A 25,376-nucleotide genomic window follows, 5' to 3' on the forward strand; every position below is an offset into this window, starting at 1 on the left:
GTACGGGCAGCGGCCGCGTACCCGAACCGGCGTCTCGGCGCCGTCCCCCAGCGCCCGCGAGCAGCGCCGGGTCATCCGGCGGGCCTCGCTGCGTACGTGCTCGGCGAGGACCGGCTGCTGACCGACGCGGTCCAGCAGCCCGATGAGCCGGGTCAGCCGCTGTTCCACCGAGCCCTGCCGGGGCCGCGGTACGCGCAGCTTCTCGCAGACCGCCTCCTCCAGTTCCACCACTCCGTCGGTGATGTCCCGGATGGTGTCGGAGACGAAGAGCCGGATGGGAGCGGCGGGAGCCGACCCCTTGCGCCCGCCGCCCCGCACGGGGGAGGGGAGGGACGGGGACCTACGGCTCGGGGCGAGTTCCTGGCTCAACTCGGGGAACTGGCGCCGCAGGGCGCCGAGCCAGAAGGCGGCGTGTTCGGTGGGCTGGGTCATCACAATCCCGTGGGTGTCGGAGGGCGGAAGGGTACGGAAGGCGCGAGGGAGGCGAGCCGTCAGGGCACAGACCTGTCACGGCGCGAGGCCGTCGGGCCCCGCCACCTCCTTGCCGTTGCGCCACAGCCGACCGCCGCTGACGCCGTCGAACCAGTTGTCGTACGGCGCCACCGCCTCCAGGCAGCGCTGCCGCACCCGGCACACCGCGCAGGCGCGCAGCGCGGGCAGCGCGGCCTCCCGGCGCCGTGCGAAGACGGCGCGGTCCGGCAGACCGGAACAGGCGGCATCGCCGCGCCAGTCCTCCGGACCGCCGGATCTGGACCGGGACGAGGTGGCGGGCCGGGCGGAGGAGCCGGGGCCGCACAGGGATACGGGCTGGCAGACGGGCATGGCGGAAGTCCCCTTCAAGGCATGGAGGCAACGGAGGCAACGGAGGCAGGCAGCGAGGACGAAGGGCCGGACCGGACGGTCCGAGCGGCAGGAGGGAGGAGGGAGGAGGGAGAAGAGACACACCCCTTCGTTGCGGGTTCGCAATTAAACCCTAGGACGCTCCGCGCGCGCACGCAACAAATACGCGGCCGCCGACGCCGCTGCTTCGGATCCCGCCATCAAACCCACAGGGACAGAGCCATAGACTTGACAGAATGTCCGATCTGGTGTGGCGATTTGCGCGCGCGCAAGCCATCCTGGTTATTGCGTGCGCGAGCGGGCGGTAGGGCCGCTCGCGCGGAGGGAGAGCAGGCGATGGTCAAAAAGGGGTCTGACATGGAGCACTTCGCGTGCTGGGTCGAAGGCTTGCTGCGGGAGCACGGGTACGACATCGACAGTCCCCGAGGCGGCGGCAGATCGCAGCTGGCCGAGGACGCGGGGGTGCACCGGGCCGCGGTGACGCGCCTGCTGCAACGGCAGAGCCTGCCCGACCTGGAGACGATGCGGGCGCTGGCGCCGGTCCTCGGCGTCGGGCTGCGCGACATGCTCATCGAGTCCGGCAAGGTCGTCCCCGAGGACCTTCCGCTGCCGCCCCAGAGCACGGGGAGCACGGCCCCGGAGGCCGGCGCCGCCGGCAGCTCCCGGGTCAGCCCTCAGGAAGCCGCCGGTCTCCTGGGCGTCCCGGAGAGCCACCAGCGGCAGTTCGTCGAGATGACGGAGATGATCCTCACGGTCAGCGGCGCCCGCTCCGGCCACACCCGCGACACCGCCCTGGACCGCCTCGGCTGACGGCCCCGCCCCGCGACAACTCCACCGGGGCGCACACCGCGCCCCGGCCCCGGCCCGGCCTCCGGACCGACGGCGGCGAACGCGGCGATGGCGATGGCGCGCGAGTGCGAGGAGCCCGGCGAACTTGTCACCCCGGCATGGGAGGCCTTCGGGGGGGGACGCCTCAGGCCGACACCGTCTCCTGGGCCGTCGCCGGGGCAGATGACATATAACAGAAAAACTGAGGCGGCGTCAGAGCAAAATCTCCGCCGCCGCACCCGGGTCGCGGCGAGCTCACGACGGTGCCTCCAGGGCCCACTCGGCTCACCAGCCCGCGATCAAAGCTCCCTCCCTCACGATCACGATCAGGACTCACCTGACCGCGATCAGGGCTCAATCGCCCGCGATGCGATGGTCCCGTCGCCGACGCCTGATGGACGCCGCATAGGTGACCAGCGACACGCTGATGATCACGACGGTGGCCCAGAGCATCAGGGTGTCGGTGTCCGCCACCCGGGTCAGCGCGTAAGCGATGCCCGCAAGCACCACGCAGACCCCCAAGCCCTTGAGGGAGTTCATTGCTCTCCTTGGTTCTTCTCTGCGGTCGACTCCACAGTCGACGCGGTTAACGCGGCTAATACGTTTGCTGGGGCTGCCGAAGCTGCTGAAGCTGCTGAAGCTGCCGAGACCGTCGCGGTCGCTGAAGCTGCCGCAGTCGCCGAGATTGCTTCCGCGGTCATTTCCACGCGGAGACCCGGGTCACGTACGACTTCACGATGGACGAGACGAGCCAGTACGTCCGCACCACCGTGTAGACCAGCTCGGGTAGCAGCACCGCCTCGACGAGCATCGCCTTCCAGCCGAGGTTCCGTACGCGAAGGGCTGGATAGACGACCCAGAAGCCGAGCATCAGCAGAAGGAACACCGGGTAGTTGTCGAAGCCGCGCTGTGCGGTCCGTACGAGCTGGGACGAGCCCCACCCCAGGATGTAGGCGGCCCCGATGAGCCCCAGGATCATGGTGCTGATCGAGTGCCAGGTGAACTTGGTCCAGCCGCGGCGGCGCAGCGTGTCCACCGTGCCGCGGCTCCACCGTTCGCGCTGCTGGATCAGCTCGCGCAGCGTCGGCATGAGGTCGGTGTAGGCGATGCACAGCTGGTTGGCCGTGATCTTCCAGCCGGATTCCTTGAGCGCCAGCGTGGTCTCGTAGTCCTCGACCAGGTTGCGGTGGTCCTCCCAGAAGACCTGCCCGCGCCAGTCGAGGAGTCCTTGGAGCGCCTCGGTCCGGTAGAAGGAGCCGGCCCCGGACATGGTGTGCACGTCCTGGCGGTAGCGGATGTTGGCGGCCCTGCCGTACTCGATGATCTGCATGCCGAGCAGGAACCGCTGCCACGGGTTGCGCCACAGGCCGGTGCGGCCGAGGCAGGCGGCGCTGACGCCGCCCAACTCCGGGTCGGAGGCGAGGACGTTGCGGGCGCGTTCGATGAACTTGGGGTGCAGTTCGGTGTCGGCGTCCATGACCAGGACATGCCGCACCTTGCTCGGCAGCCGCCCCCCGACGGATTCCCTGAGCCATTGCAGACCGTAGTTGAGAGCACCGGCTTTTTTATGCGGGTTGTTCGGGAAATTCAGCACCACCGTGCGCGGCGTGGACTCATCGTCCGCGAACTGCCGCGCGAACTCCTCGGTGCGGTCGGTGGAGTTGTTGACCACCACGACGATCAGGTCGGGGCGCCGGCTCTGAGCGGCCAGCGTCTTGAGGGACATGAGGACACCGACTTCCTCATTACGCGCCGGAACGAGAATGACGGTGTCATAGACGGCCGTATCGCCCTGCTCGGCGTACGCCCCGCGTCCCCTGCGGTGCCGGCTGCCGACCGCTTCGGCAGGCTGGACCGGGGTACGCCCCTTGCGGCGTCGGCCACGCGTCGAGCGCGCGGCATTTTCCCGTGCGCGACGCGCAGTAGTGCCCGACAAGGTTCTCCCCCACTCAACTCAACTCACATGACCCATCATCTTGTGATGATCCTGTGAAAGCACAGCGAGAAGATAACCCAGGTATTTGAACGCCTACTTCCCGCTCGGGGCAGGCCGGCAGCACCCCGCAGGCGCACATTCGGCGAATTGCGACATCTCCGCCCGAACAAACGTCACAAACCGTACATGTCACCACACCAAGAAGAGATAAATAAGTGATCAAGATCACGCATCGTCACGAGGTCTCGACCTGGTTGACGATGAGATGTACCACCAAGACCCAATAAACGGTCTATACCTGGCTAATACCAGAACAATCGGACATAAACATACGCAACCTTGTTGCCTATATGTTCCCGTGGATCCTGGTTACGATGACGCGGAATGTGAGTCAGTCGTGACAGTCGTGAATGCGATGTGAAGGGCCAGCAGGTGGCACCGCTCCTCGCAGCACATCAAGGAGCTTCAATGGGTCGCCCTCGTCGCAGCCCCCGCCGCCGCGGGGGTGGCACGTTCAAAATTGTGCTTGTCATGGCCATAGTCATAGCCGCCGGCGCTGCGGCCTATGTCAAGTGGGGCCCCGGCGGAAGCAGCGATTCGGGGACCGGTGAACTCAAGGTCCGCTATCGCACCGGGGGGCCGACTGCCGCGGCGGCGGCCAAGCCCTGGCTGGAAGTCATCAACAATTCCAAGAAGACCGTCCCACTCAGCGACGTGACCCTTCGCTACTACTTCGCCGGGAATTCCGACGGGAATTCCGACGGGAACAGCGCCGGGAACGACTCCGCGAACGACGCCGCCTACGGCTTCAACTGCGTTCAGACCAGCCGGGGTTGCGGCAACATTACCCAGAAGCTGGGCACGCTGAGCGGCGGCGACGACGCCACCGCCACCCACTACGTCGAGGTCGGTTTCGGCGCGGGAGCGGGGGACCTGAAGCCCGGGGGGACCAGCGAGGGAATCGGCCTCCAGATCTACCGCCTGGACCACAAAAAGCTGAACCAGGCGAACGACCGCTCGTTCGACGCCAAGGTGACCCACTACGCGCCGTCGAAGCGGGTCACCGCCTACATCCGGGGTGCCCTGGCCTGGGGCGACGAACCGAGCGGCACCGCCGATACGGGCAAGAACCCGCCCTCATCCGCGGCCGCCGCCGCACCGCCCGCAGGCGTCATCTTCGACAACTTCCACTACACCGGCGCCGACGACCCCGCGTTCGCCGCCAACGGCTGGCAGGCCCGCAGCGACGGGGGCGGCCCCGGCATCCACAACACCTGGTCGGCCGACGGCATCACCTTCCCCGCCGAGCCAGGCGCCAAGGGCGGCCAGGTTCTCCAGCTCCGGGCCGCCACCGACGGCACGAAAAAGGGCACCAAGCAGTCCGAAATCCAGAGCGTCAAACCCGAGGTCTTCACCGGCACCATCGCCGCCCGCGTCTATTTCAGCGACAAGCCCGTAAAGGGCCCCAACGGCGACCACCTCAACGAGTCCTTCTTCACGATCTCGCCCGCCGACAAGTCGAACCATTACAGCGAGCTCGACTACGAATACATGCCGCACGGCGGATGGGGAGCACCCGGCCCCCGCCTCGACACCACGAGCTGGCGCAGCGGCAGCGGCAAGCCGGGAGACCGCACCACCCGGACCCAGCCGTTGCACCTCACGGGCTGGCACACCATGATGATCACCGCCATGCACGGGACGGTCACCTATTCCGTGGACGGCCACAAGCTCTTCAGCCACAAGGGCGTGTTCTTCCCGCGGGAACCCATGAGCGTCCACTTCAGTTCCTGGTTCATCGACCTGCCGTTCAAGGGCAGCCGCACCTGGGACATGCGCGTCAACTGGCTCTACTACCAGGCCGACCGCGCCGTCTCCCTCCCCGAGGTCGACAAGGCCGTCGACGGCTTCTACACCGCCGGCACCAACCACGTGAACACGGTGCGCAAGCACTGAGCCAACCCGCAAAAATGCCCTCTGAACCGCGTTCCCGCAGTTCAGAGGGCATTCATCATGTGGAGCCTAGGGGAGTCGAACCCAAAATCGTTACCTTCCTGACCTGCGCTGTCACCCAAAAAACGGCATAAAGAACCCCGTTTGCATCCTTCTGGCTCCTCCTCGATTCAGGCGGCGTGCTGACACGTCAGCACAAGACTCACTCACCGTCGCATTAATGAATCTGGCACCTCGCTCAGTCGCTCACGCCCCCGTGAATCAGAGTGACGAGCGATACACCAGCAGCCATGCTCATCCAATCCCCGATCGAGGCCGGAGTCGTCGCGCCTGCCACGTGTCCGGGTAGTTCTCACCCATGCTGATGCACCACGGGCTGCTCGCCGAACGGCGGCATCAACTACGCTGACGGCAGGTGTATGGCCTGTGTCCGTGATCCGGGATCAGGCCCCTGATCGCTTCTTGCGCAGCGCTTGGAGGAAGCCGTGACCGCCGAACTTCCCGACTGGATGATCCCGCCAAGGCCCAGCGGCTGGGAAGCCGACGATCTCGACCACCTCCCCCAAGCACCACGGCATACCGAACTGATCGACGGAGCACTCATCTTCATGATGTCGCCGCAGCGGTCCTGGCACTCCCGGCTCGTGGAGAACCTCACCTTCGCCCTGCGCCAGGGTGCACCCGAAGGTTTCGAGGTCGAGCGGGAGATGACCGTCCGCCTCGACCACAAGAGCCGCCCCGAACCCGACATCCTCGTCGCCACCACCTCCTACGACCCCAATCGCACCTGGTACGCACCCGAAGACGTCACTCTCGTCATCGAGGTCGTGTCGGAGGAATCAGCCGACCGAGACCGGTCCCTCAAACCGTTCAAGTACGCGCAGGCCAAGATCGCCCACTTCTGGCGCATCGAGGACGAGGCCGGAGCCCCAGCCGTCCACACCTACGAACTCGACACCATGACCAGCACCTACATCCCCACCGGCATCCACCGGGAACGGCTGAAAGCCTCCGTGCCCTTCCCCCTCAGCATCGAACTCGATGCACTTGTGCCCACAACCTGACCGTCTCCCGGCCTCGTGTGTGGCGTGTTGAATCCGCTTCGGGCGACACCGACCGCAGGATCCCGGCCACCTGCGGACTAGTTGTGGGCAGGCGGGATCGATCTGGTCCTGGTACGCGGATCGCCGATATCGCGACGACGTCGACGGCATCCTCCCTCGGGATGTGAGCCCGACGAAGCGCTGAGCCGGGAGAAGGCTGGAGTGCGCGGCAGGCCTGTCGCTCATCCGCTCCTGGCGAGGCGATTCAGGATGTCCCACCCCTTGTGCGTGATGCGGGGATCATCGTTGGGTGCAGGAGACTTGCCAAGGAGGTGTTCCCGGTTAAGTCTGGCGACCGCCTGACAGGTCTTCGGACCGTAGTGAGCGCTCCCGACAACGAGTTGATCGAGGTACCCGGCCTGTTTCAGATCGTCGAGGAGACCATGCCCCGCGTAGTAGATGAGAAGCGTGTCGGTCGCCTCGCGCGCGGCCTTCTGCACGGCCTTCGACACCTCAACGGTGGTGCTCGGATCAACCAGGGCGACGCAGCTCTCGGGGCGAAATGGCGCGTCAGTCGCACAGAGCAGCGCTTCCAATGCAAGCACGTTGGCCCGTACGGCCGGCAGATCATCCAGATGGGAGTAGCCGCTGGTACCGATGAGCACGGCCCGTGAACGCTCAGGGCAGGGCAGGTAGTCCACCGCTCGGCCGCGCCTATTCGCACCCGAGCTGTTCGAGAAGCACCTGCGCCTCTTCCAACGAGTTGGTGTTGATCTCAATGCTTGTTCCGTTGGGCCGGCAGACCGTGAGAATGGGCTTCTGCGGTCGCGTGGCGCGCCAGCTCATGATGCTGACCGCCAATGAAGCGGCGTTGAAGGTCGAACCGAGCACAAGCGAGAGAACGTCGATCGCCGAACCCTGTGCTCCCGGTACCGACGGGCCCACCGCCCCTAACCTCATGGCCGCGAGGCGGCTCGTCCGCCGGTCCGATTGAAGCCAACTGTGCAGCGATCTCAACTCGGCTTCTGCCTGGAGATCATTCATGTTCTCAACACCAACCTGGACTTGCATAAGCCCCCTCTTCCATCACGGCGTTCATTGCGTCGGAAACGTCGTTCCCGACGCGATGGTTCCCGACGGAACCAGGTTCCAACTGCAGCAGGTGAGCGCAGCTTCCGTGATGGATGAAACGGGCGAGGCCACGGTCGTACACGGTGGCGTGGGCTCACCGGTCAGGGCGGTGGGCTCCACCGCGTGCTTCAGCGGGCGGGCAACGAACTCGCGGATGTCTTCTGTCCCCGCCCCGGTTCCCATACAGACCAGGACACAGCCTCAGCCCTCTCCGACCGAGCCCCAGAAGGCAGCAGACCGGCGGGCCTGGGATTCGCCAGGGGAGACTCAGCACCCGAAGCCTTACAAACACAAGCTCGGGCAGCCGCTCGTCAGCACCACCATGCAGACACGTCAGCACAGAAAATCAGGACAAAAACACCCCCCTGACTCTGTTTCTGCAGGTCAGAGGGGTGCAATCATGTGGAGCCTAGGGGAGTCGAACCCCTGACATCTGCCATGCAAAGACAGCGCTCTACCAACTGAGCTAAGGCCCCGTTCCCGACCAGGGTACCGGGTACCGGACGTCATTCCCGACCGGGTATCGCTCGCGCGTACCGCGCTCCGTAGGATGCACCGCAAGATTCGCGGCAGCGAAGCGAAGGGGAGAGCGAGATGGACGCAGCACAGCAGGAAGCCACCGCCCGCGCACGAGAGCTACAGCGAAGCTGGTATGGGGAGCCGCTCGGGGCGCTCTTCCGCCGTCTCATCGACGATCTCGGTCTCAACCAGGCCCGCCTCGCCTCCGTACTCGGCCTCTCCGCCCCGATGCTGTCCCAGCTCATGAGCGGCCAGCGCGCGAAGATCGGCAACCCCGCTGTGGTCCAACGCGTTCAGGCGCTCCAGGAGTTGTCCAGCCAGGTCGCGGACGGCAGCGTCAGCGCCGCCGAGGCCGCGGACCGTATGGAGGAGGTCAAGAAGACCTCGGGCGGCTCCGTACTCAACACCACCCAGACCACCGCGAGCAGCGGCGCCCCGACCGTACGGCGCGTGGTGCGGGAGATCCAGTCGCTGCTGCGCTCCGTGGCCGCGGCCGGCGACATCATCGAGGCGGCGGACACCCTGAGCGCCTCCCACCCCGAGCTGTCCGAGTTCCTGCGGGTGTACGGCGCCGGGCGGACCGCGGAGGCGGTCGCGCACTACGAGGCGCACCAGAGCTGACGAGCGGAAACCGACCGGAAGTCGGCCGGAAGTCGGCCAGGAGCCGACCGGGAGCCAACCGGAATCTGACCGGGCCGACGTGGGGGTGGGCACAGCGCGATGGGTGAGGTCTTCGCCGGCCGGTACGAGCTGGTCGACCCGATCGGGCGCGGCGGCGTCGGCGCCGTCTGGCGCGCGTGGGACCAGCGGCGACGGCGTTACGTGGCAGCGAAGGTGCTTCAGCAGAGCGACGCGCACACCCTGCTGAGATTCGTACGGGAACAGGCGCTGCGGATCGACCATCCGCATGTACTGGCGCCGATGAGCTGGGCGGCCGACGACGACAAGGTGCTGTTCACCATGGACGTGGTGCGCGGCGGCTCGCTGTCCCATCTCATCGGGGACTACGGCCCGTTGCCCCCCGTCTTCGTGTGCACGCTGCTCGACCAGCTGCTGTCCGGGCTGACGGCCGTCCACGACGAGGGCGTCGTGCACCGCGACATCAAGCCCGCCAACATCCTGCTGGAGGCGACCGGCACCCGCCGTCCGCACCTGCGGCTCTCCGACTTCGGCATCGCGATGCGCAAGGGCGAACCGCGCCTGACGGACACCAACTTCGTCATGGGCACGCCCGGTTACTTCGCGCCGGAGCAGATGCTGGGCGAGGAACCCGACTTCCCCGCCGACCTCTTCGCCGTCGGCCTCGTCGCCCTCTACCTGCTCACCGGCCGCAAACCGGACGCAGAGGCCCTCGTACAGCTCTTCCTCGACCACGGCATACCGAGCGCCCCGGAAGAGGTGCCGGAACCGCTGTGGCAGGTCATAGCGAATCTGCTGCAACCGGACCCGTACATCCGGTTCCGTACGGCCACGGGCGCGCGGAAGGCGCTGACCGCGGCGGTGGAACTGCTGCCGGAACCCGGCTTCGACGACGAACTGATCGAGGTCTTCGACCAGCTCGGCCCGCTGCCCGAGGGGTTCGGCCCGCACGGGCCCGAACGGCCGACGGCGCAGGGAGGACCGACGGCACAGCCAGGGGCAGCGGCGAAGGGAATGGCAGCGGCGAGGCAGGCGAACGACACCACACCGTCGCCGCAGACGCCCCCCTCGCCCCAACACCCGCCCCACCACACCCCCCAGACTCCCCAAGCTCCCCTGCCGCCCGCCTATCCCCCCACGCCCCCGTACCCCTCGTCACGCCCCGCCGCGCCCTACCGTCACGCCGCCGCCCGCAAACGCCGACCGGGACCGCCCCCGAAGGTCGCGATCCCGGTCGTGATCGTGGCGCTGATCTGCCTGGCCGTGGGCATCTGGGCGCTCTCCGTCAGCTGATTCACATCAGCAATGATTCAATTCACGAGAGCAAATACCTCGTGGGTCCCATGGGGCGGAACCCGCGGAGCGACCACTGAACACCCTCCCCCGACAACGAAAACGGGGCCCCGACCGCCTCAGCGATCAGGGCCCCGTCCGGGGTAGTCGTCTCACACACCCGAACCTGCGGGCACGGAGTCGGTCGCCTCCGTCCACAGATCCTGCTCGGCGCGATCCGCCTGGATCTGGCGGTACACGAGGAGACCGCCGATGGCGGCCAGGGCGACCAGGAGAAGCTTCTTCACCGCGCGACCTCGTCTTTCATTGACGTAGGGGACCTTCTGGTGGCCGATGATACACACCACCCGATATCGATCGGTGACCTGCGTCCTCCATCCGTCCTTCGTCAACTGCGCACCCGTACAAAATGAATCGACCGGACCGCAGAATCCCCGTACGGGATGCTCGGCACGGCACGGGCGACAGGCCGCGAACCTGCGGCCTCCCCTTATCGAGGGGCGATCGAACGGTCGCAAATGAAAATGCACATGCCACAGCACCCAATACCCAAAATTTGCTGAAGCTCAGCCCGCCCCGCCCCACCCGGCTACCGAAAGCCACTAATCCCCGACAGCGAGTATGCGGCCGACGCTCCGGGCGAACCGCTCCCGCTCGGCAGCCGACAGCCCGCCGGTCAACGCCTCAAGACGACGGGCGACGTCGGCCCGGAAAGCGGCCTCGGTCTCCCTCCCCTTGTCGGTCAGCTCGACACGGGCGGCGCGCCGGTCCCCGGGCACCGCCACCCGCCGCACCAGGCCGCGCCGCTCGGCCCGGTCCACCAGCCCGGTCACGCTGGCCCGCTCGACATCGAGCAGAGCGGCCAGCTCGGTCATGGCCGGGCTCCGCCCCTCCAGCACGCCCAGCAGGCGGGCCTGCCCCGGCAGCGCCCCGTGCTCGGCACACGCCTGCTCGACGACGGCCTGTACCCGGAAGGACAGCTGCACCAGCGCATCCGTCAGCGCCAGCCCCTCACCCATGCGTTCCTCCTCATCCACCCCACCCCCGACGTCACACCGGAAACGGCCATCCTCCACCCCGGCCGAAGCGGAAACCGCCTGTACCGAAAAATCACTTTGCCGACTCCGTGACACCCAGCCAGGGAGAGGCCACCGCGCAACGCGTCTCCCGGTGCACAGGTGATCGTTACTCCGCCTCCCAAGAGGGCACCACGGTGAGAGCGCCTGCTGGGCGGGGTGGTATTCGGCGTGGGCGGGTACGGGTTTCGTCTCGGACCCTGCGGGTCCAGAGCGCCGGCGGCGGGAGTGGGGCGGCTGTCGGTGCGCTGCCTGCCGCTTGGCAGGCAGCCAAGGTCAAGGCCGGCCACGCACCCTGGCAGACACCCGAGGCAACCACCGAACCCCAGCCGCCGCCCCATCCACCCCACCCAAGCCAAAGGGCCCCAGTCGCAATGACTGGGGCCCTTTCACGCGGTGGGGCTAACAGGACTTGAACCTGTGGCCTCTTCCTTATCAGGGAAGCGCTCTAACCGTCTGAGCTATAGCCCCGCGCTGCACCGAAAGATTAGCGCACCCAGGGCCAAGTCCCAAAATCGATAACCGCTGCCCCACCCACGGCCTGCTCCGGCCCTACTCGTCCTCGGCGAGCGTGAGCTCCACGCCCCCCACGAACCCGGCCGACAGGTTGTAGATGAAGGCCCCCAGCGTCGCCAGCGCCGTCGCCAGGACCACATCGATCACCGCGATGATCGACGTGAACAGCAGCACGCGCGGCAGCGACAGGAACGACTGGAGGTCGAAGCCGCCGCCGTTGTTGGCGTCCGTCGCCTCGCTGATCGTCCCGCCGACCGTGGAGAAGACGCCCATGGCGTCCATGACCATCCACAGCACCGACGCCGCCACGATCGTGCACACGCCCAGCGCGATCGAGAGCAGGAAACTGACCTTCATCACCGACCACGGGTCGGCTTTCGCCACCCGCAGCCGGGCCTTGCGCGTACGCGGTTCCGTATGAATTCCGGTCCTCGGCTTCCGTACGCCGTGCTGTTCCGATCCGCCCGCGGCGCCACCACCCGTACCGCCTCCGGCACCACCGCCTGTACGCTCCGCCGGCGGCGCGTACGCCTGCGGCGGGTGGTACGGCTGCGCGGGCTGCTGCTGCCCCCGACGCTCGCCGGGCAGCGGCCCCGACGCATACGCGTCGTACGGCTGCGACCCTCGGGTGTCCGTCACGGTTCCCCCCTGGGAGTCTGCGGCAGCACCCCGGGCGCCGGCCGTATCGGTCGCGGGCCCGCCAGGCTTTCGCCCCTTGGCACCCGCGCCGCCCGCCGCGGCGCCCGTGGCTCCACTCAAGACTTACTCCTCGGTCTCCTCGGCCGAAGGCGCTTCGCCCTCGGCCGCCTCGGGCCCGTCATCCGCGGCTGCGTCGGCCAACTCGACGACCTCTTCAGCCTCGCGACCGGCCTCGGCGTTCCTGGCGATACCCACAACGGCATCGCGCTTACCCAGGTTGATCAGTTGAACGCCCATGGTGTCACGGCCCGTCTCCCTGACCTCGCTGACCCGCGTACGGATCACGCCGCCGCTCAGCGTGATGGCGAGGATCTCATCGCTCTCCTCCACCACCAGTGCGCCGACCAGCGATCCGCGGTCCTCCACGATCTTGGCGGCCTTGATGCCCAGACCACCTCGACCCTGTACGCGGTACTCATCGACATTCGTGCGCTTCGCGTACCCACCATCCGTAGCGGTGAAGACGAACGTACCGGCACGCACGACATTCATCGAGAGGAGCTCGTCCCCCTCCCTGAAACTCATCCCCTTGACACCCGAAGTGGCGCGCCCCATGGGACGCAGAGCCTCGTCCGTGGCGGTGAACCGGATCGACTGCGCCTTCTTGCTGATGAGAAGTAGATCATCTTCGGAGGAGACCAACTCCGCACCGATCAGCTCGTCCTCGGTCCCGTCCTCCGCCTCCCGGAGGTTGATCGCGATGACACCACCCGAACGCGGGGAATCGTAGTCCTTGAGCGAAGTCTTCTTCACCAGGCCCGACTTCGTCGCCAGCACCAGGTACGGAACGGCCTCGTAGTTCCGGATCGCCAGGATCTGCGCGATCTGCTCGTCCGGCTGGAAGGCGAGCAGGTTGGCCACGTGCTGGCCCCGCGCGTCCCGGCCGGCGTCCGGCAGCTCGTACGCCTTCGCCCGGTACACCCGGCCCTTGTTGGTGAAGAACAGCAGCCAGTGGTGGGTCGTGGAGACGAAGAAGTGGTCGACGATGTCGTCCTGCTTCAGCTTCGTGCCCCGTACGCCCTTGCCGCCGCGCTTCTGCGAACGGTAGTCCTCGCTCTTGGTCCGCTTGACGTAGCCGCCCTTGGTGATGGTGACGACGATGTCCTCCTCGGCGATCAGGTCCTCGATGGACATGTCGCCGTCGAAGGGCACCAGCTTCGAGCGCCGGTCGTCGCCGAACTTGTCGACGATCGCCTGGAGCTCCTCGCTGATGATCTGCCGCTGCCGCTCGGGCGAGGCGAGGATCGCGTTGTACTCGTTGATCTTCGCCTGGAGTTCGTCGTGCTCGGCGGTGATCTTCCGGTGCTCCAGGGCGGCGAGGCGCCGCAGCTGCATCTCCAGGATCGCGTTGGCCTGGATCTCGTCGATCGTCAGCAGCCCCATCAGGCCCTCACGAGCGACGTCGACGGTCTCGCTGCGCCGGATCAGCGCGATGACCTCGTCGATGGCGTCCAGGGCCTTCAGCAGGCCGCGCAGGATGTGCGCGCGCTCCTCGGCCTTGCGCAGCCGGAAGCGCGTACGGCGGACGATGACCTCGACCTGGTGCGTGACCCAGTTGCGGATGAACGCGTCGATCGACAGCGTGCGCGGCACCCCGTCGACCAGCGCCAGCATGTTCGCGCCGAAGTTGGTCTGGAGGTCGGTGTGCTTGTACAGGTTGTTGAGCACGACCTTGGCGACGGCGTCCCGCTTGAGGACGACCACCAGCCGCTGGCCCGTGCGCGAGGAGGTCTCGTCCCGTACGTCCGCGATGCCGCCGACCCTGCCGTCCTTCACCAGGTCGGCGATCTTCTGCGCGAGGTTGTCGGGGTTCACCTGGTACGGCAGCTCGGTGACCACCAGGCACTGCCGGTTCTGGATCTCCTCGACCGCCACGACCGCGCGCATCGTGATCGAGCCGCGGCCGGTGCGGTACGCCTCCTCGATGCCCTTGCGGCCCACCACCAGCGCGCCGGTCGGGAAGTCCGGGCCCTTGATGCGGTCGATGAGCGCTTCGAGCAGTTCCTCCGGGGACGCCTCCGGATTCGCCAGATACCACTGGGCGCCCTCCGCGACCTCGCGGAGATTGTGCGGCGGGATATTGGTCGCCATACCGACCGCGATGCCCGCCGAACCGTTGATCAGCAGATTCGGGAACCGCGCCGGAAGTACGGTCGGCTCCTGATTGCGGCCGTCGTAGTTGTCCTGGAATTCGACGGTCTCCTCGTCGATGTCCCGGAGCATCTCCATGGCCAGCGGCATCATCTTGCACTCGGTGTACCGCATGGCGGCGGCCGGGTCATTGCCCGGGGAACCGAAGTTGCCGTTGGAATCCACCAGCGGCATCCGCATCGACCAGTGCTGCGCCAGGCGGACCAGCGCGTCATAGATCGAGGAGTCGCCGTGCGGGTGGTACGTGCCCATCACGTCGCCGACGACGCGCGCGCACTTGTAGAAGCCCTTCTCGGGCCGGTAACCGCCGTCGTACATCGCGTACAGAACGCGCCGGTGCACGGGCTTGAGGCCATCCCGCACATCGGGCAGCGCACGCGAGACGATCACGCTCATCGCGTAGTCGAGATACGAGCGCTGCATCTCCGTTTCGAGCCCGACGGGCTCGACGCGCATTCCCACGCCTTCCACGGCGGCGGGCTCTCCCTCCGGGGTCACGGAACCCACGGGAGTATCAGGTGTCTCGTCGGCCATTGCTGTTCAAAGTCCTTTCGAGCTGCGGCTGGAAAATCCCGGGGCGATCACCGGGGATTTGCCGACAGGGCTCAGATGTCGAGGAAACGGACGTCCTTGGCATTGCGCTGGATGAACGAGCGCCGAGCCTCGACGTCCTCGCCCATGAGCACCGAGAACAGGTCGTCCGCCTGCGCCGCGTCGTCCAGGGTGACCTGGCCCAGCACGCGGTGGTCGACGTCCATGGTGGTGATGCGCAGCTCCTCGGCGTTCATCTCGCCGAGGCCCTTGAAGCGCTGGACCGAATCGTCCTTGATCCGCTTCCCGTTCTCCCGGCCGAGCTGGATCAGCGCGTCCCGCTCGCGGTCGGAATACGCGTACTCGAAGTCGTCCCGACCCCACTTGATCTTGTAGAGCGGGGGACGCGAGAGATAGACGTGACCCGCCTCGACCAGCGGCCGCATAAAGCGGAAGAGGAAGGTGAGCAGCAGGGTGTTGATGTGCTGACCGTCGACGTCGGCGTCCGCCATCAGAATGATCTTGTGATAGCGGAGCTTCTCGATGTCGAAGTCCTCGTGCACACCGGTGCCGAACGCCGAGATCAGCGCCTGGACCTCGGTGTTCTGGAGGATCTTGTCGACCCTGGCCTTCTCCACATTGAGGATCTTTCCCCGGATCGGGAGAATCGCCTGGTACTGCGGATTACGGCCCGACTTCGCCGAGCCGCCGGCCGAGTCGCCCTCGACGATGAAGATCTCGCACTTCGTCGGATCATTCGACTGGCAGTCGCTCAGCTTGCCCGGCAGGGACGCGCTCTCCAGCAGCCCCTTGCGCCGTGTGAGATCCCGCGCCTTTCGCGCCGCGACGCGCGCCGTGGCCGCCGTGATCGCCTTGCGGATGATGTCCGCGGCCTCATTGGGATTACGGTCGAACCAGTCCGTCAGGTGCTCGTGCACCACCCGCTGCACAAAGGTCTTCGCCTCCGTGTTGCCCAGCTTCGTCTTCGTCTGGCCCTCGAACTGCGGCTCGCCGAGTTTGATCGAGATGATCGCCGTCAGACCCTCGCGGATGTCCTCGCCGGTGAGGTTGTCATCCTTGTCCCGAAGGAACTTCTTCTCCCGCGCGTAACGGTTGACCAGCCCGGTCATCGCCGCCCGGAAACCCTCTTCGTGCGTACCGCCCTCGTGTGTGTGGATCGTGTTCGCGAAGCTGTACACACCCTCGCTGAACTGGCTGTTCCACTGCATCGCGACCTCAAGGGAGAGCATCCGCTCCTTGTCCTCGGCCTCGATGTCGATCACCGTCGGGTGAATCAGCTCACCCTTGCGGGAATTCAGGTACTTCACGAAGTCGACGATGCCGCCCTCGTAGTGGTACCGGACCGAAAGCGGCTTGCCCTCCTCGTCGACGTGATCGGCGCGCTCGTCCGTCAGCGAGATGTTCAGTCCCTTGTTCAGGAACGCCATCTCCTGGAAACGCCGCGCCAGCGTCTCGAAGGAGTACTCCGTGGTCTCGAAGATGTCGCCGTCGGCCCAGAAGGTGACGCTCGTGCCCGTCTCCGCCGTCTCCTCGTTGCGCTGGAGCGGAGCCGTCGGCGTGCCGAGCTTGTAGTCCTGCGTCCAGCGGTAGCCGTCCGTCTTCACCTCGACCGACACCTTGGTCGACAGCGCGTTGACGACCGACACGCCGACGCCGTGCAGACCGCCGGAGACGGCGTAGCCGCCGCCGCCGAACTTGCCGCCCGCGTGCAGCACCGTCAGCACGACCTCGACGGCCGGCTTGCCCTCGGAGGGGACGATGCCCACCGGGATGCCGCGGCCGTTGTCGATCACGCGCACGCCGCCGTCCGGCAGGATCGTGACGTCGATCGTGTCCGCGTGGCCGGCCATGGCCTCGTCGACGGAGTTGTCGACGACCTCCTGCACCAGGTGGTGCAGGCCCCGCTCACCGGTCGAGCCGATGTACATACCGGGACGCTTGCGGACCGCGTCCAGACCCTCAAGGACCGTGATCGCACTGGCGTCGTACGACGGCTCGCCGTCGACGGCGCCCGAAGGAGGCCCTTCTGTCTGGGGAGCGGTGATGTTCTCGTTGGGGTTGCCGGAATCGGCCACGAAGCGCCCTTTCTGGCACAGCACAAGCCGTCGTTCCCTGCTTGCGGCGGGGATTCCCCATTCCGGGGCAGGCAGGAGCGGCTGCGTCGTTCGACATGTTCCGCGAGTCGGCGGGATTGCTACCAGTCTACCGGTAGCGCTGACATGAATGGGGGTTTGGCGGTACCTGAGTCCTCATGTGCCGCCCTGAGCCGCCAACCGCCGACTCCCTATATGTGACCCAGGCCCTCAAGCGGCTCACAGCGGCACTCAGCGCTTTGAGCTGTCAACCGCCCGCTACCGTGAGCGGAGTCTCAGCCCCCGCCCCGGCCTCACCCGTACGTATCGCCCGGACCGCGGCTCCCCGGCGCCCGCAGCGGCCCATACCGCCGACCAGGGCCGCCGGGCCCCGACACCTTGATCATCCGGACCGTGCCCTGCCCCAGATCGGCGTTCAGCCGGGCCACCAACTGCGGTGCCAGCAAACGGAGTTGAGTCGCCCAGGCGGTCGAGTCGCACAGCACCGTCAGCACCCGCGCATCCTCGTCGTACCGCTGCGGCTCGCAGTGCTGCGCCACCTCCGGACCCACCATCTGCGACCAGCGCCCCATCACACCGCCCACCGCGGCCGGCGCCTCCCAGCCACGCTCAGTGATCAGACGGTTGATCGCCGCGCCCAGCGGCAGCGGATCACGGCCGTCCGCACGCGCGCCGGAGCGCACGCCCCCACGCCGGGCCTGCCGCTTCTGCTGCACCGCGTCGCCCCGCGCCCGCGCCTGCTCCTTCGCCGCGCGCAGCGCCACCCGCGCCAGATCCACCCCGGACGGCTCCGGCGCTCCTGAAGACTGCCCGCCGGCCGACGGCTGACCCGAGGAGGGGGACGACGAGCCCGACGGCGTACGGGGCTGGGACGGCGTACGGGGCTGCGAAGAGGACCCCCGCGGCTGCTCGCTCATACGCGCTCGACCACGCCCTCCGACACCGCGAACCGCGCCCCCGTCAGCACACCCGGCACATCGTCGCCCACCGCCGCCGTCACCAGCACCTGCTCGCCCGGCGCGACCAGCTCCGCCAGCCGCTCCCGCCGGCGCACGTCCAGCTCCGCGAAGACGTCGTCCAGCACCAGCACCGGCTCGCCGCCCTCGGCCCGCAGCAGTTCGTACGAGGCCAGCCGCAGCGCCAGCGCGTACGACCAGGACTCGCCGTGGCTCGCGTACCCCTTCGCGGGCAGCCGGCCCAGATTCAGCAGCAGATCGTCCCGGTGCGGGCCCACCAGCGTCACCCCGCGCTCGATCTCCTGCTTGCGCGCCCCCTCCAGCGCCGCGAGCAGCAGCTGGAACAGCTCCTCCCGGCCCGGCACGCCCGCCTCGCCAGGAGCCCCGGCAGGCGTCTCGGGAAGCGCCTCGCCCACCGAACCGCGGTACCCCAGCCCCACCGGACCACCGCCCGGCGCCAGTTGCTCGTACGCCTTGTCCGCCAGCGGCCGCAACGTCGCCACCAGGTCCAGCCGCGCCGCCAGCAGCTCCGCCGCCGCCCGCGCCAGATGCTGGTCCCACACGTCCAGCGTCGAAAGATCCAGCTGCCGCCCGCCGTGCCGCCGCGCCATCGCCGCGGTCTTCAGCAGCGTATTGCGCTGCTTGAGCACCCGGTCGTAGTCCGAACGCACCCCCGCCATCCGCGGCGACCGGGCCGTGATCAGCTCGTCCAGGAAGCGGCGCCGCTCACCCGGATCGCCCTTGACCAGCGCCAGATCCTCCGGCGCGAACAGCACCGTACGCACGATGCCCAGCACATCCCGCGGCCTGACCTGCGACGACCGGTTGATACGGGCACGGTTCGCGCGCCCCGGATTCAGCTCCAGCTCGACCAGCTGCTGCCGCTCACCCTGCACCACCTGGGCCCGGACGATCGCCCGCTCCGCCCCCATCCGCACCAGCGGCGCGTCGGAGGAGACCCGGTGGCTGCCGAGCGTCGCCAGATAGCCGACCGCCTCGACGAGATTGGTCTTCCCCTGCCCATTGGGCCCCACGAAAGCCGTCACGCCCGGATCGAGCGGAACCTCGACCCGGGCGTACGAGCGGAAGTCGGCCAGCGACAAATGCGATACGTGCATGGGTGCGCGCCGACCTCCCCCGGCTGCCTACTGCGGAGCTGAGCTGCTTACTTCTTGTTCTCGACGGCGTGGCCACCGAACTGGTTGCGCAGCGCGGCGATCATCTTCATCTGCGGGGAGTCGTCCTGCCGGGACGCGAACCGCGCGAACAGCGACGCCGTGATCGCCGGCAGCGGCACCGCGTTGTCGATCGCGGCCTCCACCGTCCAGCGGCCCTCGCCCGAGTCCGCCGCGAACCCGCGCAGCTTCTCCAGGTGCTCGTCGTCGTCGAGCGCGTTGACGGCCAGGTCGAGCAGCCAGGAACGGATGACCGTGCCCTCCTGCCAGCTGCGGAAGACCTCGCGGACGTCGGTGACGGAGTCGACCTTCTCCAGGAGCTCCCAGCCCTCGGCGTACGCCTGCATCATCGCGTACTCGATGCCGTTGTGGACCATCTTGGCGAAGTGCCCGGCCCCGACCTTGCCCGCGTGGACCGAGCCGAACTCGCCCTCCGGCTTGAGCGCGTCGAAGATCGGCTGCACCTTCGCGACATCCTCGGCGGCGCCGCCGTACATCAGCGCGTAGCCGTTCTCCAGCCCCCAGACGCCGCCCGAGACGCCGCAGTCGACGAAGCCGATGCCCTTGGCCGCCAGCTCCTCCGCGTGCTTCTCGTCGTCCGTCCAGCGGGAATTGCCGCCGTCCACGAGCACATCGCCGGGCGAGAGCAGCTCGGAGAGCTCGTCGACGGTGGACTGGGTCGCCGCGCCCGCGGGGACCATGACCCACACCACGCGCGGACCCTTGAGCGAGTCCACGAGCTCATTGAGGCTCTGGACATCCGCGAGGTCCGGATTGCGGTCGTATCCGATGACGGTGTGGCCTGCGCGGCGGATGCGCTCGCGCATGTTGCCGCCCATCTTGCCGAGACCGACGAGACCGAGCTCCATCAGTGATCCTCTATGCCGTAGTCGTTGCGATTCGTACCTGAGGCCGAGCCTACGCCCGTGGGTGCGTGCACACCTGTGGGCTCAGCCGCTCATCGGCCGACCGCGGCGGGGGCGGCCGGAGGGGGCCGGAGCAGGGGCGATGCCCCCGTCTCCGACCCGCCCACCCGTTGTCGCGGGCGTCAGCCGGACAGCCGCACCGGCATGATCAGGTACTTGTACGCCTCGTCCGCCTCGGCGTCCACGGCGGGCCGGCCGCTGAGCAGCGCAGGCTTCGTGGAGGTCGTGAAGGAGAGCTGGGCGACGGGCGAGTCGATCGCCGACAGGCCCTCCAGCAGGAAGCCCGGGTTGAAGGCGATCGAGATGTCGTCGCCGTCGAGCTGGGCGTCGACGCGCTCCACAGCCTGTGCGTCGTCGCTGGAGCCCGCCTCCAGGATCAGCACGCCCTGCTCGAAGCTGAGGCGCACCGGGGTGTTCCGCTCGGCCACCAGCGCCACACGCTTGACGGCCTCGACGAACGGCGCGGTCTCGATCACGGCGATGGAGTTGAACTCCGTCGGGAAGAGCGTGCGGTACTTCGGCAGGTCGCCCTCAAGCAGCCGGGTCGTCGTACGGCGGCCGGCGCCCTCGAAGCCGATCAGCCCCTCGCCGGCCCCCGAGCCGGACAGCGCCAGCGACACCGTGTCGCCGCCGCTGAGCGACTTGGCCGTGTCCAGGAGCGTCTTGGCGGGCACCAGGGCGACCGCGGAGATGTCCGGGGTCGCCGGCTTCCACATGAACTCGCGGACGGCGAAGCGGTAGCGGTCGGTGGAGGCCAGGGTGACGGTGTCGCCCTCGATCTCGATCCGCACACCGGTCAGCACGGGCAGCGTGTCGTCGCGGCCGGCGGCGATGGCGACCTGGGCGGCGGCCGCGGCGAAGACCTCACCGGGGACGGTGCCGGTGGCGGTCGGCATCTGCGGCAGCGCCGGGTACTCCTCCACAGGGAGTGTGTGGAGTGTGAACCGGGACGAGCCGCAGACGACGGTCACGCGTACACCGTCGGTGGAAATCTCCACGGGGCGGTTGGGCAGCGCCCGGCAGATGTCGGCCAGCAGCCTGCCGGAGACGAGAACCGTGCCGCCCTCTTCCACGTCCGCCTCGACGGAGACGCGGGCCGAGACCTCGTAGTCGAAGCCCGACAGGCTCAGTGCGCCCTCTTCGGCCTTCAGCAGCAGGCCCGCGAGGACGGGCACCGGCGGACGGGCCGGGAGGCTCTTGGCCGCCCAGGCCACTGCCTCCGCGAGTACATCGCGCTCCACCCGGATCTTCACCGGAAACCGCCTCCTGCTGTTGCTGGCTCGCCCTGCTGGCTTTCGTCGTCGGCTGATTTGCCGGAGACCAGTCTGACGCACGGCACCGACAGTCGGTGCGGCTCGGGGTCAAGTCGGGGCGGGAGGTGTCGGGCGGCCCGGAGCCGAGTTGTGCACAGGCCCCACTTCCAAGCGAGTTCCCAGCTACATCTAAGTGGTCGTAGTAGTAGGTCCTGTGGAAACCGTGGAAAACCCGTTTTACGCAGGTCAGAGAGCGTTTTTTGTCCACTGGTCCTGTGGGTGGAACCCGTGGATAAACCGGTGTCTCTGTGGACTGCCGAAAGTTCTGCACACCCGATGCACAGGGAGGGGGTACTTCTCCCCAGCGCCGTCCCCAGAAATACCCACGTTCCCCACAGCCCAACCAACCTCCTTGGTGTGACGCCTTTCACTCGCCACGGTGACCTCGGGTGTCGCGTTGCCGAACAGTGGACAGACGTGTGGAAAGGCTGTGCACAAGACGGGCGTCCCTGTGGGCGGCCGGTGGACGACGAACCGGCCCTCTTGTGCGCCCATCCTTCATCCACACCCTGTGGATGAGTGTTAGCCACAAATCCCCAAGCCTCTGACCTCCCCTGATACTGCATCAGCGGCAGGCCTTGTGGACGCAGTCTGGACAACTTCGCGGTCCCCAGGGTGTGGACGGGGGATTGTCCCCTCATCTGTGGAGAAGCGGACCCGGCCGACCCGGAATCGAACAGCCCCGGTGCCCGTACACAACCTGTGCGGCCCCTCCGGCGGCTCTCGCCGCCCCTCCACAGCCTCTGGAACGAGCCTCTGGAAAGCCTCTGGAACGACGAAAAGGCGCTCCAGGAGTGCTCCTGGAGCGCCTGAGCGCTTGCGGGTCAGCTGTTCTTGATGCGGTTCGTCAGCTCGGTCACCTGGTTGTAGATGGACCGACGCTCGGCCATCAGCGCCCGGATCTTGCGGTCCGCGTGCATCACCGTCGTATGGTCCCGGTTGCCGAACTGCGCGCCGATCTTCGGCAGCGACAGATCCGTGAGCTCCCGGCACAGATACATCGCGATCTGGCGCGCGGTGACCAGCACCCGGCTGCGCGAGGCCCCGCAGAGATCCTCGACGGTGTGCCCGAAGTAATCCGCGGTCGCCGCCATGATGGCGGGCGCGGTGATCTCCGGAGAGGCGTCCTCGCCGCCGGGGATCAGGTCCTTGAGCACGATCTCGGTCAGCCCGAGATCCACGGGCTGCCGGTTCAGGCTCGCGAACGCCGTCACTCTGATCAGCGCGCCCTCCAGCTCGCGGATGTTGCGCGAGATGCGGGAGGCGATGAACTCCAGCACCTCGGGGGGCGCGTTCAGCTGCTCCTGGACCGCCTTCTTACGGAGGATCGCGATCCGCGTCTCCAGCTCCGGCGGCTGCACATCGGTGGTCAGCCCCCACTCGAAGCGGTTGCGGAGCCGGTCCTCCAGGGTCACGAGCTGCTTGGGCGGCCGGTCCGAGGAGAGCACGATCTGCTTGTTGGCGTTGTGCAGCGTGTTGAAGGTGTGGAAGAACTCCTCCTGCGTCGACTCCTTGCTCGCGAGGAACTGGATGTCGTCGACCAGCAGGATGTCCACATCCCGATAGCGCTTGCGGAACGTGTCGCCCTTGCCGTCGCGGATCGAGTTGATGAACTCGTTGGTGAATTCCTCCGAGCTCACATAGCGCACCCGGGTGCCGGGGTAGAGGCTCCGCGCGTAGTGCCCGATGGCGTGCAGCAGGTGGGTCTTGCCGAGCCCCGACTCCCCGTAGATGAAGAGGGGGTTGTACGCCTTGGCCGGCGCCTCGGCGACCGCGACGGCCGCCGCGTGGGCGAAGCGGTTGGACGCACCGATGACGAAGGTGTCGAAGAGGTACTTCGGGTTGAGGCGCGCGTGGGGCTCGCCGGGGGCGGGCGCCGGAGCCGGCTGCGCCGCGAGCGGGCCGGGCGCGCCGGTCGGCGCGGGCAGAGCGCTCCCATTGCCGCCGCCGTGGTTCCCCTGCCCGCCGCCGCGCAGGCGTCCGGGCGGGCCGTCGTGGAGGTCGCGGCGCTGCTGCTGGTCGTACGGCAGGCGCTCGGGCGCCGCGGACCGGTAGTCCGAGGGCGGCTGCTGGTGCTCGTACTGCGCCTGCTCGTACTGGGAGGGCTCGTACGGCGACTGCTCGTATTGCTGCTCGTACTGCTGGGACGCGTGCTGCTGGCCGTGCTGACTGTGCTGGCCGTGCTGCGCGTACGGGTCGTTCTCCGGGAAGCCGCCCAGGCGCGGCTGCTGCCAGCCGTAGGTGTCGTGCGGGCGCGGCCAGGCGCCGGGGTCGGGGCGCTGCTGGTACTCGGGGTACGCGGGGCGCGCCGTCGGGAGCTGGTCGTCGGCGGGGGCCGGGCGTCCGTAGCCGTCGCGGCTGTCGTAGCCGTCGTACGCGTCGCGGGGCGGTTCCTCGTAGTGCTGCTGCTGCGGCCGTTCCTGGTGCTGCTGGTGCTGCGGCTGGTGCAGGGGGGCCGAGGGCTGGGGTGCGGGCGGCTCGCCGGCGGAGGAGTCGACGGTGATCGCGATCCGGATGGGGCGGCCGCACTCGCGGCTGAGGGTCTCGCTGACGATCGGCGCCAGGCGGCCTTCGAGTACGCCCTTGGCGAATTCGTTGGGCACGGCGAGCAGCGCGGTGTCGGCGACCAGCGCCAGCGGCTGGCAGCGGGTGATCCAGCGCTCGTCCTTGGCCTCGACCCCCTGGCCCCTCCCTTCGCCGAGGAGCTGTTCCAGTACGCGTGGCCACACTGCGGCAAGATCGGCGGGCAGGTCGGCCACAGGGCACGCTCTCTCAGTCACTGGGGGCACCCGGGTGTCCCACGAATGTGTGGTTCTCGGGACGGGCGGGAAGGATGCGGAGTTCAGCCAAGGTAGTCAGGCCGAGGTGCGGGGTTCAAGTCGTTGTCCACAGGGGTGTGCACAAATGTGCCACGGGGGACGGCCGGGCGTCTCGGTGGGCTCGCGTAGGGTTACTGTTCTTCATGGTGCGCCGCCGGTTTGACCGGATGGCGTAGCCGTGCGTACCGTGAGCAGGTCGAGTTGTCGATGGCTGCTGCCGCCTGCCTCCGATGGGCAAAGATCACGGTCTCCGGACCGTGGTTCTGAAGCGGTGCACTCGGGCGTATTGCGAGCTTCTCGTGGGCGCACGGTGACAGCCAGGCGATGTCCCGCCATCACCCGATTCATTTCTGGAGCCCCCGAGTGAGCAAGCGCACCTTCCAGCCGAACAACCGCCGCCGCGCGAAGACCCACGGCTTCCGGCTGCGTATGCGCACCCGTGCCGGCCGCGCGATTCTCGCGTCCCGCCGTGGCAAGGGTCGCGCCAGCCTTTCCGCCTGATCTCGCATAGGTCATGACGTGCTGCCTACCGAGTCTCGGCTGAGGCGGCGCGAGGACTTTGCGACCGCGGTACGCCGAGGACGCAGGGCCGGGCGCCCGCTCCTCGTCGTCCACTTCCGCAGTGGTCCAACGGACCCGCACCCACCTGGGGAGACAGCTCCTCCGGTGCGTGCGGGTTTCGTCGTCAGCAAGGCCGTGGGCGGTGCTGTCGTACGCAACCTGGTGAAGCGCAGACTGCGTCACCTCATGCGCGACCGGCTGGAGTTTTTTCCCGCCGGTAGCCTGGTTGTCGTACGGGCGCTGCCCGGCGCGGGCGAGGCCGACCATGGTCAGCTGGCCCGTGATCTCGACGCCGCGATCCAGCGGCTGATGAACGGCGCGCCGCGACGCTGCAATCCCCCGGGAGGCGACCCCCGG

General features: G+C 67.9%; 22 protein-coding genes, 2 tRNA genes and 1 pseudogene. 7 read left to right on the forward strand and 18 right to left on the reverse strand.

From position 1 onward, the window contains the following. Positions 1–432 (reverse strand): hypothetical protein (locus tag ACFU99_RS02795; protein ID WP_384384754.1); only part of this gene is annotated, 432 nt, incomplete at its 3' end. Positions 433–507: 75 nt separating this feature from the next. Further along, the gene (locus ACFU99_RS02800) at positions 508–822 is read right to left on the reverse strand and encodes a WhiB family transcriptional regulator (RefSeq protein WP_384384755.1); all 315 of its coding nucleotides are present in this window, start codon (positions 820–822) and stop codon (positions 508–510) included. Between the two features lie 375 nt (positions 823–1,197). Between ACFU99_RS02800 and ACFU99_RS02805 the strand changes: the two genes are divergently transcribed. Then, a complete protein-coding gene (locus ACFU99_RS02805; RefSeq protein WP_384384758.1) occupies positions 1,198–1,650 on the forward strand; it encodes a helix-turn-helix domain-containing protein in 453 nt (150 codons plus the stop codon). Positions 1,651–2,022: 372 nt separating this feature from the next. On the opposite strand, the gene ACFU99_RS02810 is transcribed toward ACFU99_RS02805, so the two are convergent. Further along, positions 2,023–2,208 (reverse strand): hypothetical protein, encoded by a 186-nt coding sequence (locus ACFU99_RS02810; RefSeq protein ID WP_384384761.1) that lies wholly within the window; start codon positions 2,206–2,208, stop codon positions 2,023–2,025. Between the two features lie 157 nt (positions 2,209–2,365). Continuing rightward, positions 2,366–3,604, reverse strand: coding sequence for a glycosyltransferase family 2 protein (locus ACFU99_RS02815; RefSeq protein ID WP_384384764.1), 1,239 nt, complete (start codon positions 3,602–3,604; stop codon positions 2,366–2,368). Positions 3,605–4,135: 531 nt separating this feature from the next. Here ACFU99_RS02815 and ACFU99_RS02820 point away from each other — a divergent pair. Both ACFU99_RS02820 and ACFU99_RS02825 read left to right on the forward strand, forming a co-directional pair. Then, complete coding sequence (locus tag ACFU99_RS02820) at positions 4,136–5,560, forward strand: cellulose binding domain-containing protein (RefSeq protein WP_384384767.1); 1,425 nt, start codon at positions 4,136–4,138, stop codon at positions 5,558–5,560. Between the two features lie 482 nt (positions 5,561–6,042). Further along, positions 6,043–6,621 (forward strand): Uma2 family endonuclease, encoded by a 579-nt coding sequence (locus ACFU99_RS02825; protein WP_384384770.1) that lies wholly within the window; start codon positions 6,043–6,045, stop codon positions 6,619–6,621. A 221-nt stretch (positions 6,622–6,842) separates the two neighbouring features. Here ACFU99_RS02825 and ACFU99_RS02830 read toward each other — a convergent pair whose 3' ends face one another. The 3 genes from ACFU99_RS02830 to ACFU99_RS02840 form a co-directional block, all read right to left on the reverse strand. Further along, complete coding sequence (locus ACFU99_RS02830) at positions 6,843–7,301, reverse strand: caspase family protein (RefSeq protein WP_384384773.1); 459 nt, start codon at positions 7,299–7,301, stop codon at positions 6,843–6,845. A gap of 13 nt (positions 7,302–7,314) precedes the next feature. Further along, the gene (locus ACFU99_RS02835) at positions 7,315–7,644 is read right to left on the reverse strand and encodes a hypothetical protein (RefSeq protein WP_384384775.1); all 330 of its coding nucleotides are present in this window, start codon (positions 7,642–7,644) and stop codon (positions 7,315–7,317) included. 490 nt (positions 7,645–8,134) lie between these two features. After that, positions 8,135–8,207: transfer RNA gene (locus ACFU99_RS02840), tRNA-Ala, on the reverse strand. 118 nt (positions 8,208–8,325) lie between these two features. Here ACFU99_RS02840 and ACFU99_RS02845 point away from each other — a divergent pair. Continuing rightward, entirely contained in the window at positions 8,326–8,871 is a 546-nt protein-coding gene (locus ACFU99_RS02845) for a DNA-binding protein (protein ID WP_363128568.1), read from the forward strand. A gap of 99 nt (positions 8,872–8,970) precedes the next feature. Further along, positions 8,971–10,182 carry a serine/threonine-protein kinase gene (locus tag ACFU99_RS02850; protein WP_384384779.1) on the forward strand — a complete coding sequence of 404 codons (1,212 nt, stop codon included), beginning with the start codon at positions 8,971–8,973 and terminating at the stop codon, positions 10,180–10,182. Positions 10,183–10,334: 152 nt separating this feature from the next. Here ACFU99_RS02850 and ACFU99_RS02855 read toward each other — a convergent pair whose 3' ends face one another. The 11 genes from ACFU99_RS02855 to dnaA all read right to left on the reverse strand — a co-directional run bounded on the left by ACFU99_RS02855 (position 10,335) and on the right by dnaA (position 24,398). Next, complete coding sequence (locus ACFU99_RS02855; protein WP_003958712.1) at positions 10,335–10,469, reverse strand: DLW-39 family protein; 135 nt, start codon at positions 10,467–10,469, stop codon at positions 10,335–10,337. 315 nt (positions 10,470–10,784) lie between these two features. After that, a complete protein-coding gene (locus ACFU99_RS02860) occupies positions 10,785–11,201 on the reverse strand; it encodes a MarR family winged helix-turn-helix transcriptional regulator (RefSeq protein WP_384384782.1) in 417 nt (138 codons plus the stop codon). A 454-nt stretch (positions 11,202–11,655) separates the two neighbouring features. Next, a tRNA-Ile gene (locus ACFU99_RS02865) sits at positions 11,656–11,729 on the reverse strand. A gap of 81 nt (positions 11,730–11,810) precedes the next feature. Next, positions 11,811–12,413 carry a DUF3566 domain-containing protein gene (locus tag ACFU99_RS02870; RefSeq protein ID WP_363225275.1) on the reverse strand — a complete coding sequence of 201 codons (603 nt, stop codon included), beginning with the start codon at positions 12,411–12,413 and terminating at the stop codon, positions 11,811–11,813. Positions 12,414–12,536: 123 nt separating this feature from the next. Beyond that, positions 12,537–15,158, reverse strand: a complete 2,622-nt coding sequence (gyrA, locus tag ACFU99_RS02875; protein ID WP_384384785.1) for a DNA gyrase subunit A — start codon at positions 15,156–15,158, stop codon at positions 12,537–12,539. Between the two features lie 71 nt (positions 15,159–15,229). Beyond that, entirely contained in the window at positions 15,230–17,275 is a 2,046-nt protein-coding gene (gene gyrB / locus ACFU99_RS02880) for a DNA topoisomerase (ATP-hydrolyzing) subunit B (protein ID WP_384384787.1), read from the reverse strand. 287 nt (positions 17,276–17,562) lie between these two features. After that, entirely contained in the window at positions 17,563–18,186 is a 624-nt protein-coding gene (locus ACFU99_RS02885; RefSeq protein WP_384384790.1) for a DUF721 domain-containing protein, read from the reverse strand. Beyond that, positions 18,183–19,343, reverse strand: a complete 1,161-nt coding sequence (gene recF, locus ACFU99_RS02890) for a DNA replication/repair protein RecF (protein ID WP_384384793.1) — start codon at positions 19,341–19,343, stop codon at positions 18,183–18,185. Before recF ends, ACFU99_RS02885 begins: the two co-directional genes overlap by 4 nt. A 47-nt stretch (positions 19,344–19,390) precedes the next feature. Beyond that, positions 19,391–20,269, reverse strand: coding sequence for a phosphogluconate dehydrogenase (NAD(+)-dependent, decarboxylating) (gnd, locus tag ACFU99_RS02895; protein ID WP_384384796.1), 879 nt, complete (start codon positions 20,267–20,269; stop codon positions 19,391–19,393). A gap of 179 nt (positions 20,270–20,448) precedes the next feature. After that, positions 20,449–21,579: a DNA polymerase III subunit beta gene (gene dnaN / locus ACFU99_RS02900; protein ID WP_384384799.1), complete on the reverse strand. Its 1,131-nt coding sequence runs from the start codon at positions 21,577–21,579 to the stop codon at positions 20,449–20,451. 884 nt (positions 21,580–22,463) lie between these two features. Continuing rightward, positions 22,464–24,398, reverse strand: a complete 1,935-nt coding sequence (gene dnaA, locus ACFU99_RS02905; RefSeq protein ID WP_384384818.1) for a chromosomal replication initiator protein DnaA — start codon at positions 24,396–24,398, stop codon at positions 22,464–22,466. Between the two features lie 423 nt (positions 24,399–24,821). On the opposite strand from dnaA, the gene rpmH reads away from it, so the two are divergent. Together rpmH and rnpA are read left to right on the forward strand one after the other, a co-directional pair. Beyond that, on the forward strand, positions 24,822–24,959 hold the full coding sequence (gene rpmH / locus ACFU99_RS02910) for a 50S ribosomal protein L34 (RefSeq protein ID WP_010985740.1): 138 nt from the start codon (positions 24,822–24,824) through the stop codon (positions 24,957–24,959). A gap of 18 nt (positions 24,960–24,977) precedes the next feature. After that, positions 24,978–25,346 (forward strand): annotated as a pseudogene (gene rnpA / locus ACFU99_RS02915) (ribonuclease P protein component); the annotation flags it as partial. Positions 25,347–25,376 lie beyond the last annotated feature (30 nt).

Origin of the sequence: Streptomyces sp. NPDC057654 (assembly GCF_042800135.1) — a bacterium.
Classification (GTDB): domain Bacteria; phylum Actinomycetota; class Actinomycetes; order Streptomycetales; family Streptomycetaceae; genus Streptomyces.

What these genes read in the sequence shown, in the direction of transcription:
- ACFU99_RS02800 (WP_384384755.1), bottom strand. Translation starts at nt 822, where the DNA reads ATGCCCGTCTGCCAGCCCGTATCCCTGTGCGGCCCCGGCTCCTCCGCC.
- ACFU99_RS02805 (WP_384384758.1), top strand. Translation starts at nt 1,198, where the DNA reads ATGGAGCACTTCGCGTGCTGGGTCGAAGGCTTGCTGCGGGAGCACGGG.
- ACFU99_RS02810 (WP_384384761.1), bottom strand. Translation starts at nt 2,208, where the DNA reads ATGAACTCCCTCAAGGGCTTGGGGGTCTGCGTGGTGCTTGCGGGCATC.
- ACFU99_RS02820 (WP_384384767.1), top strand. Translation starts at nt 4,136, where the DNA reads ATGGCCATAGTCATAGCCGCCGGCGCTGCGGCCTATGTCAAGTGGGGC.
- ACFU99_RS02835 (WP_384384775.1), bottom strand. Translation starts at nt 7,644, where the DNA reads ATGAATGATCTCCAGGCAGAAGCCGAGTTGAGATCGCTGCACAGTTGG.
- ACFU99_RS02845 (WP_363128568.1), top strand. Translation starts at nt 8,326, where the DNA reads ATGGACGCAGCACAGCAGGAAGCCACCGCCCGCGCACGAGAGCTACAG.
- ACFU99_RS02850 (WP_384384779.1), top strand. Translation starts at nt 8,971, where the DNA reads ATGGGTGAGGTCTTCGCCGGCCGGTACGAGCTGGTCGACCCGATCGGG.
- ACFU99_RS02860 (WP_384384782.1), bottom strand. Translation starts at nt 11,201, where the DNA reads ATGGGTGAGGGGCTGGCGCTGACGGATGCGCTGGTGCAGCTGTCCTTC.
- gyrA (WP_384384785.1), bottom strand. Translation starts at nt 15,158, where the DNA reads ATGGCCGACGAGACACCTGATACTCCCGTGGGTTCCGTGACCCCGGAG.
- ACFU99_RS02885 (WP_384384790.1), bottom strand. Translation starts at nt 18,186, where the DNA reads ATGAGCGAGCAGCCGCGGGGGTCCTCTTCGCAGCCCCGTACGCCGTCC.
- recF (WP_384384793.1), bottom strand. Translation starts at nt 19,343, where the DNA reads ATGCACGTATCGCATTTGTCGCTGGCCGACTTCCGCTCGTACGCCCGG.
- gnd (WP_384384796.1), bottom strand. Translation starts at nt 20,269, where the DNA reads ATGGAGCTCGGTCTCGTCGGTCTCGGCAAGATGGGCGGCAACATGCGC.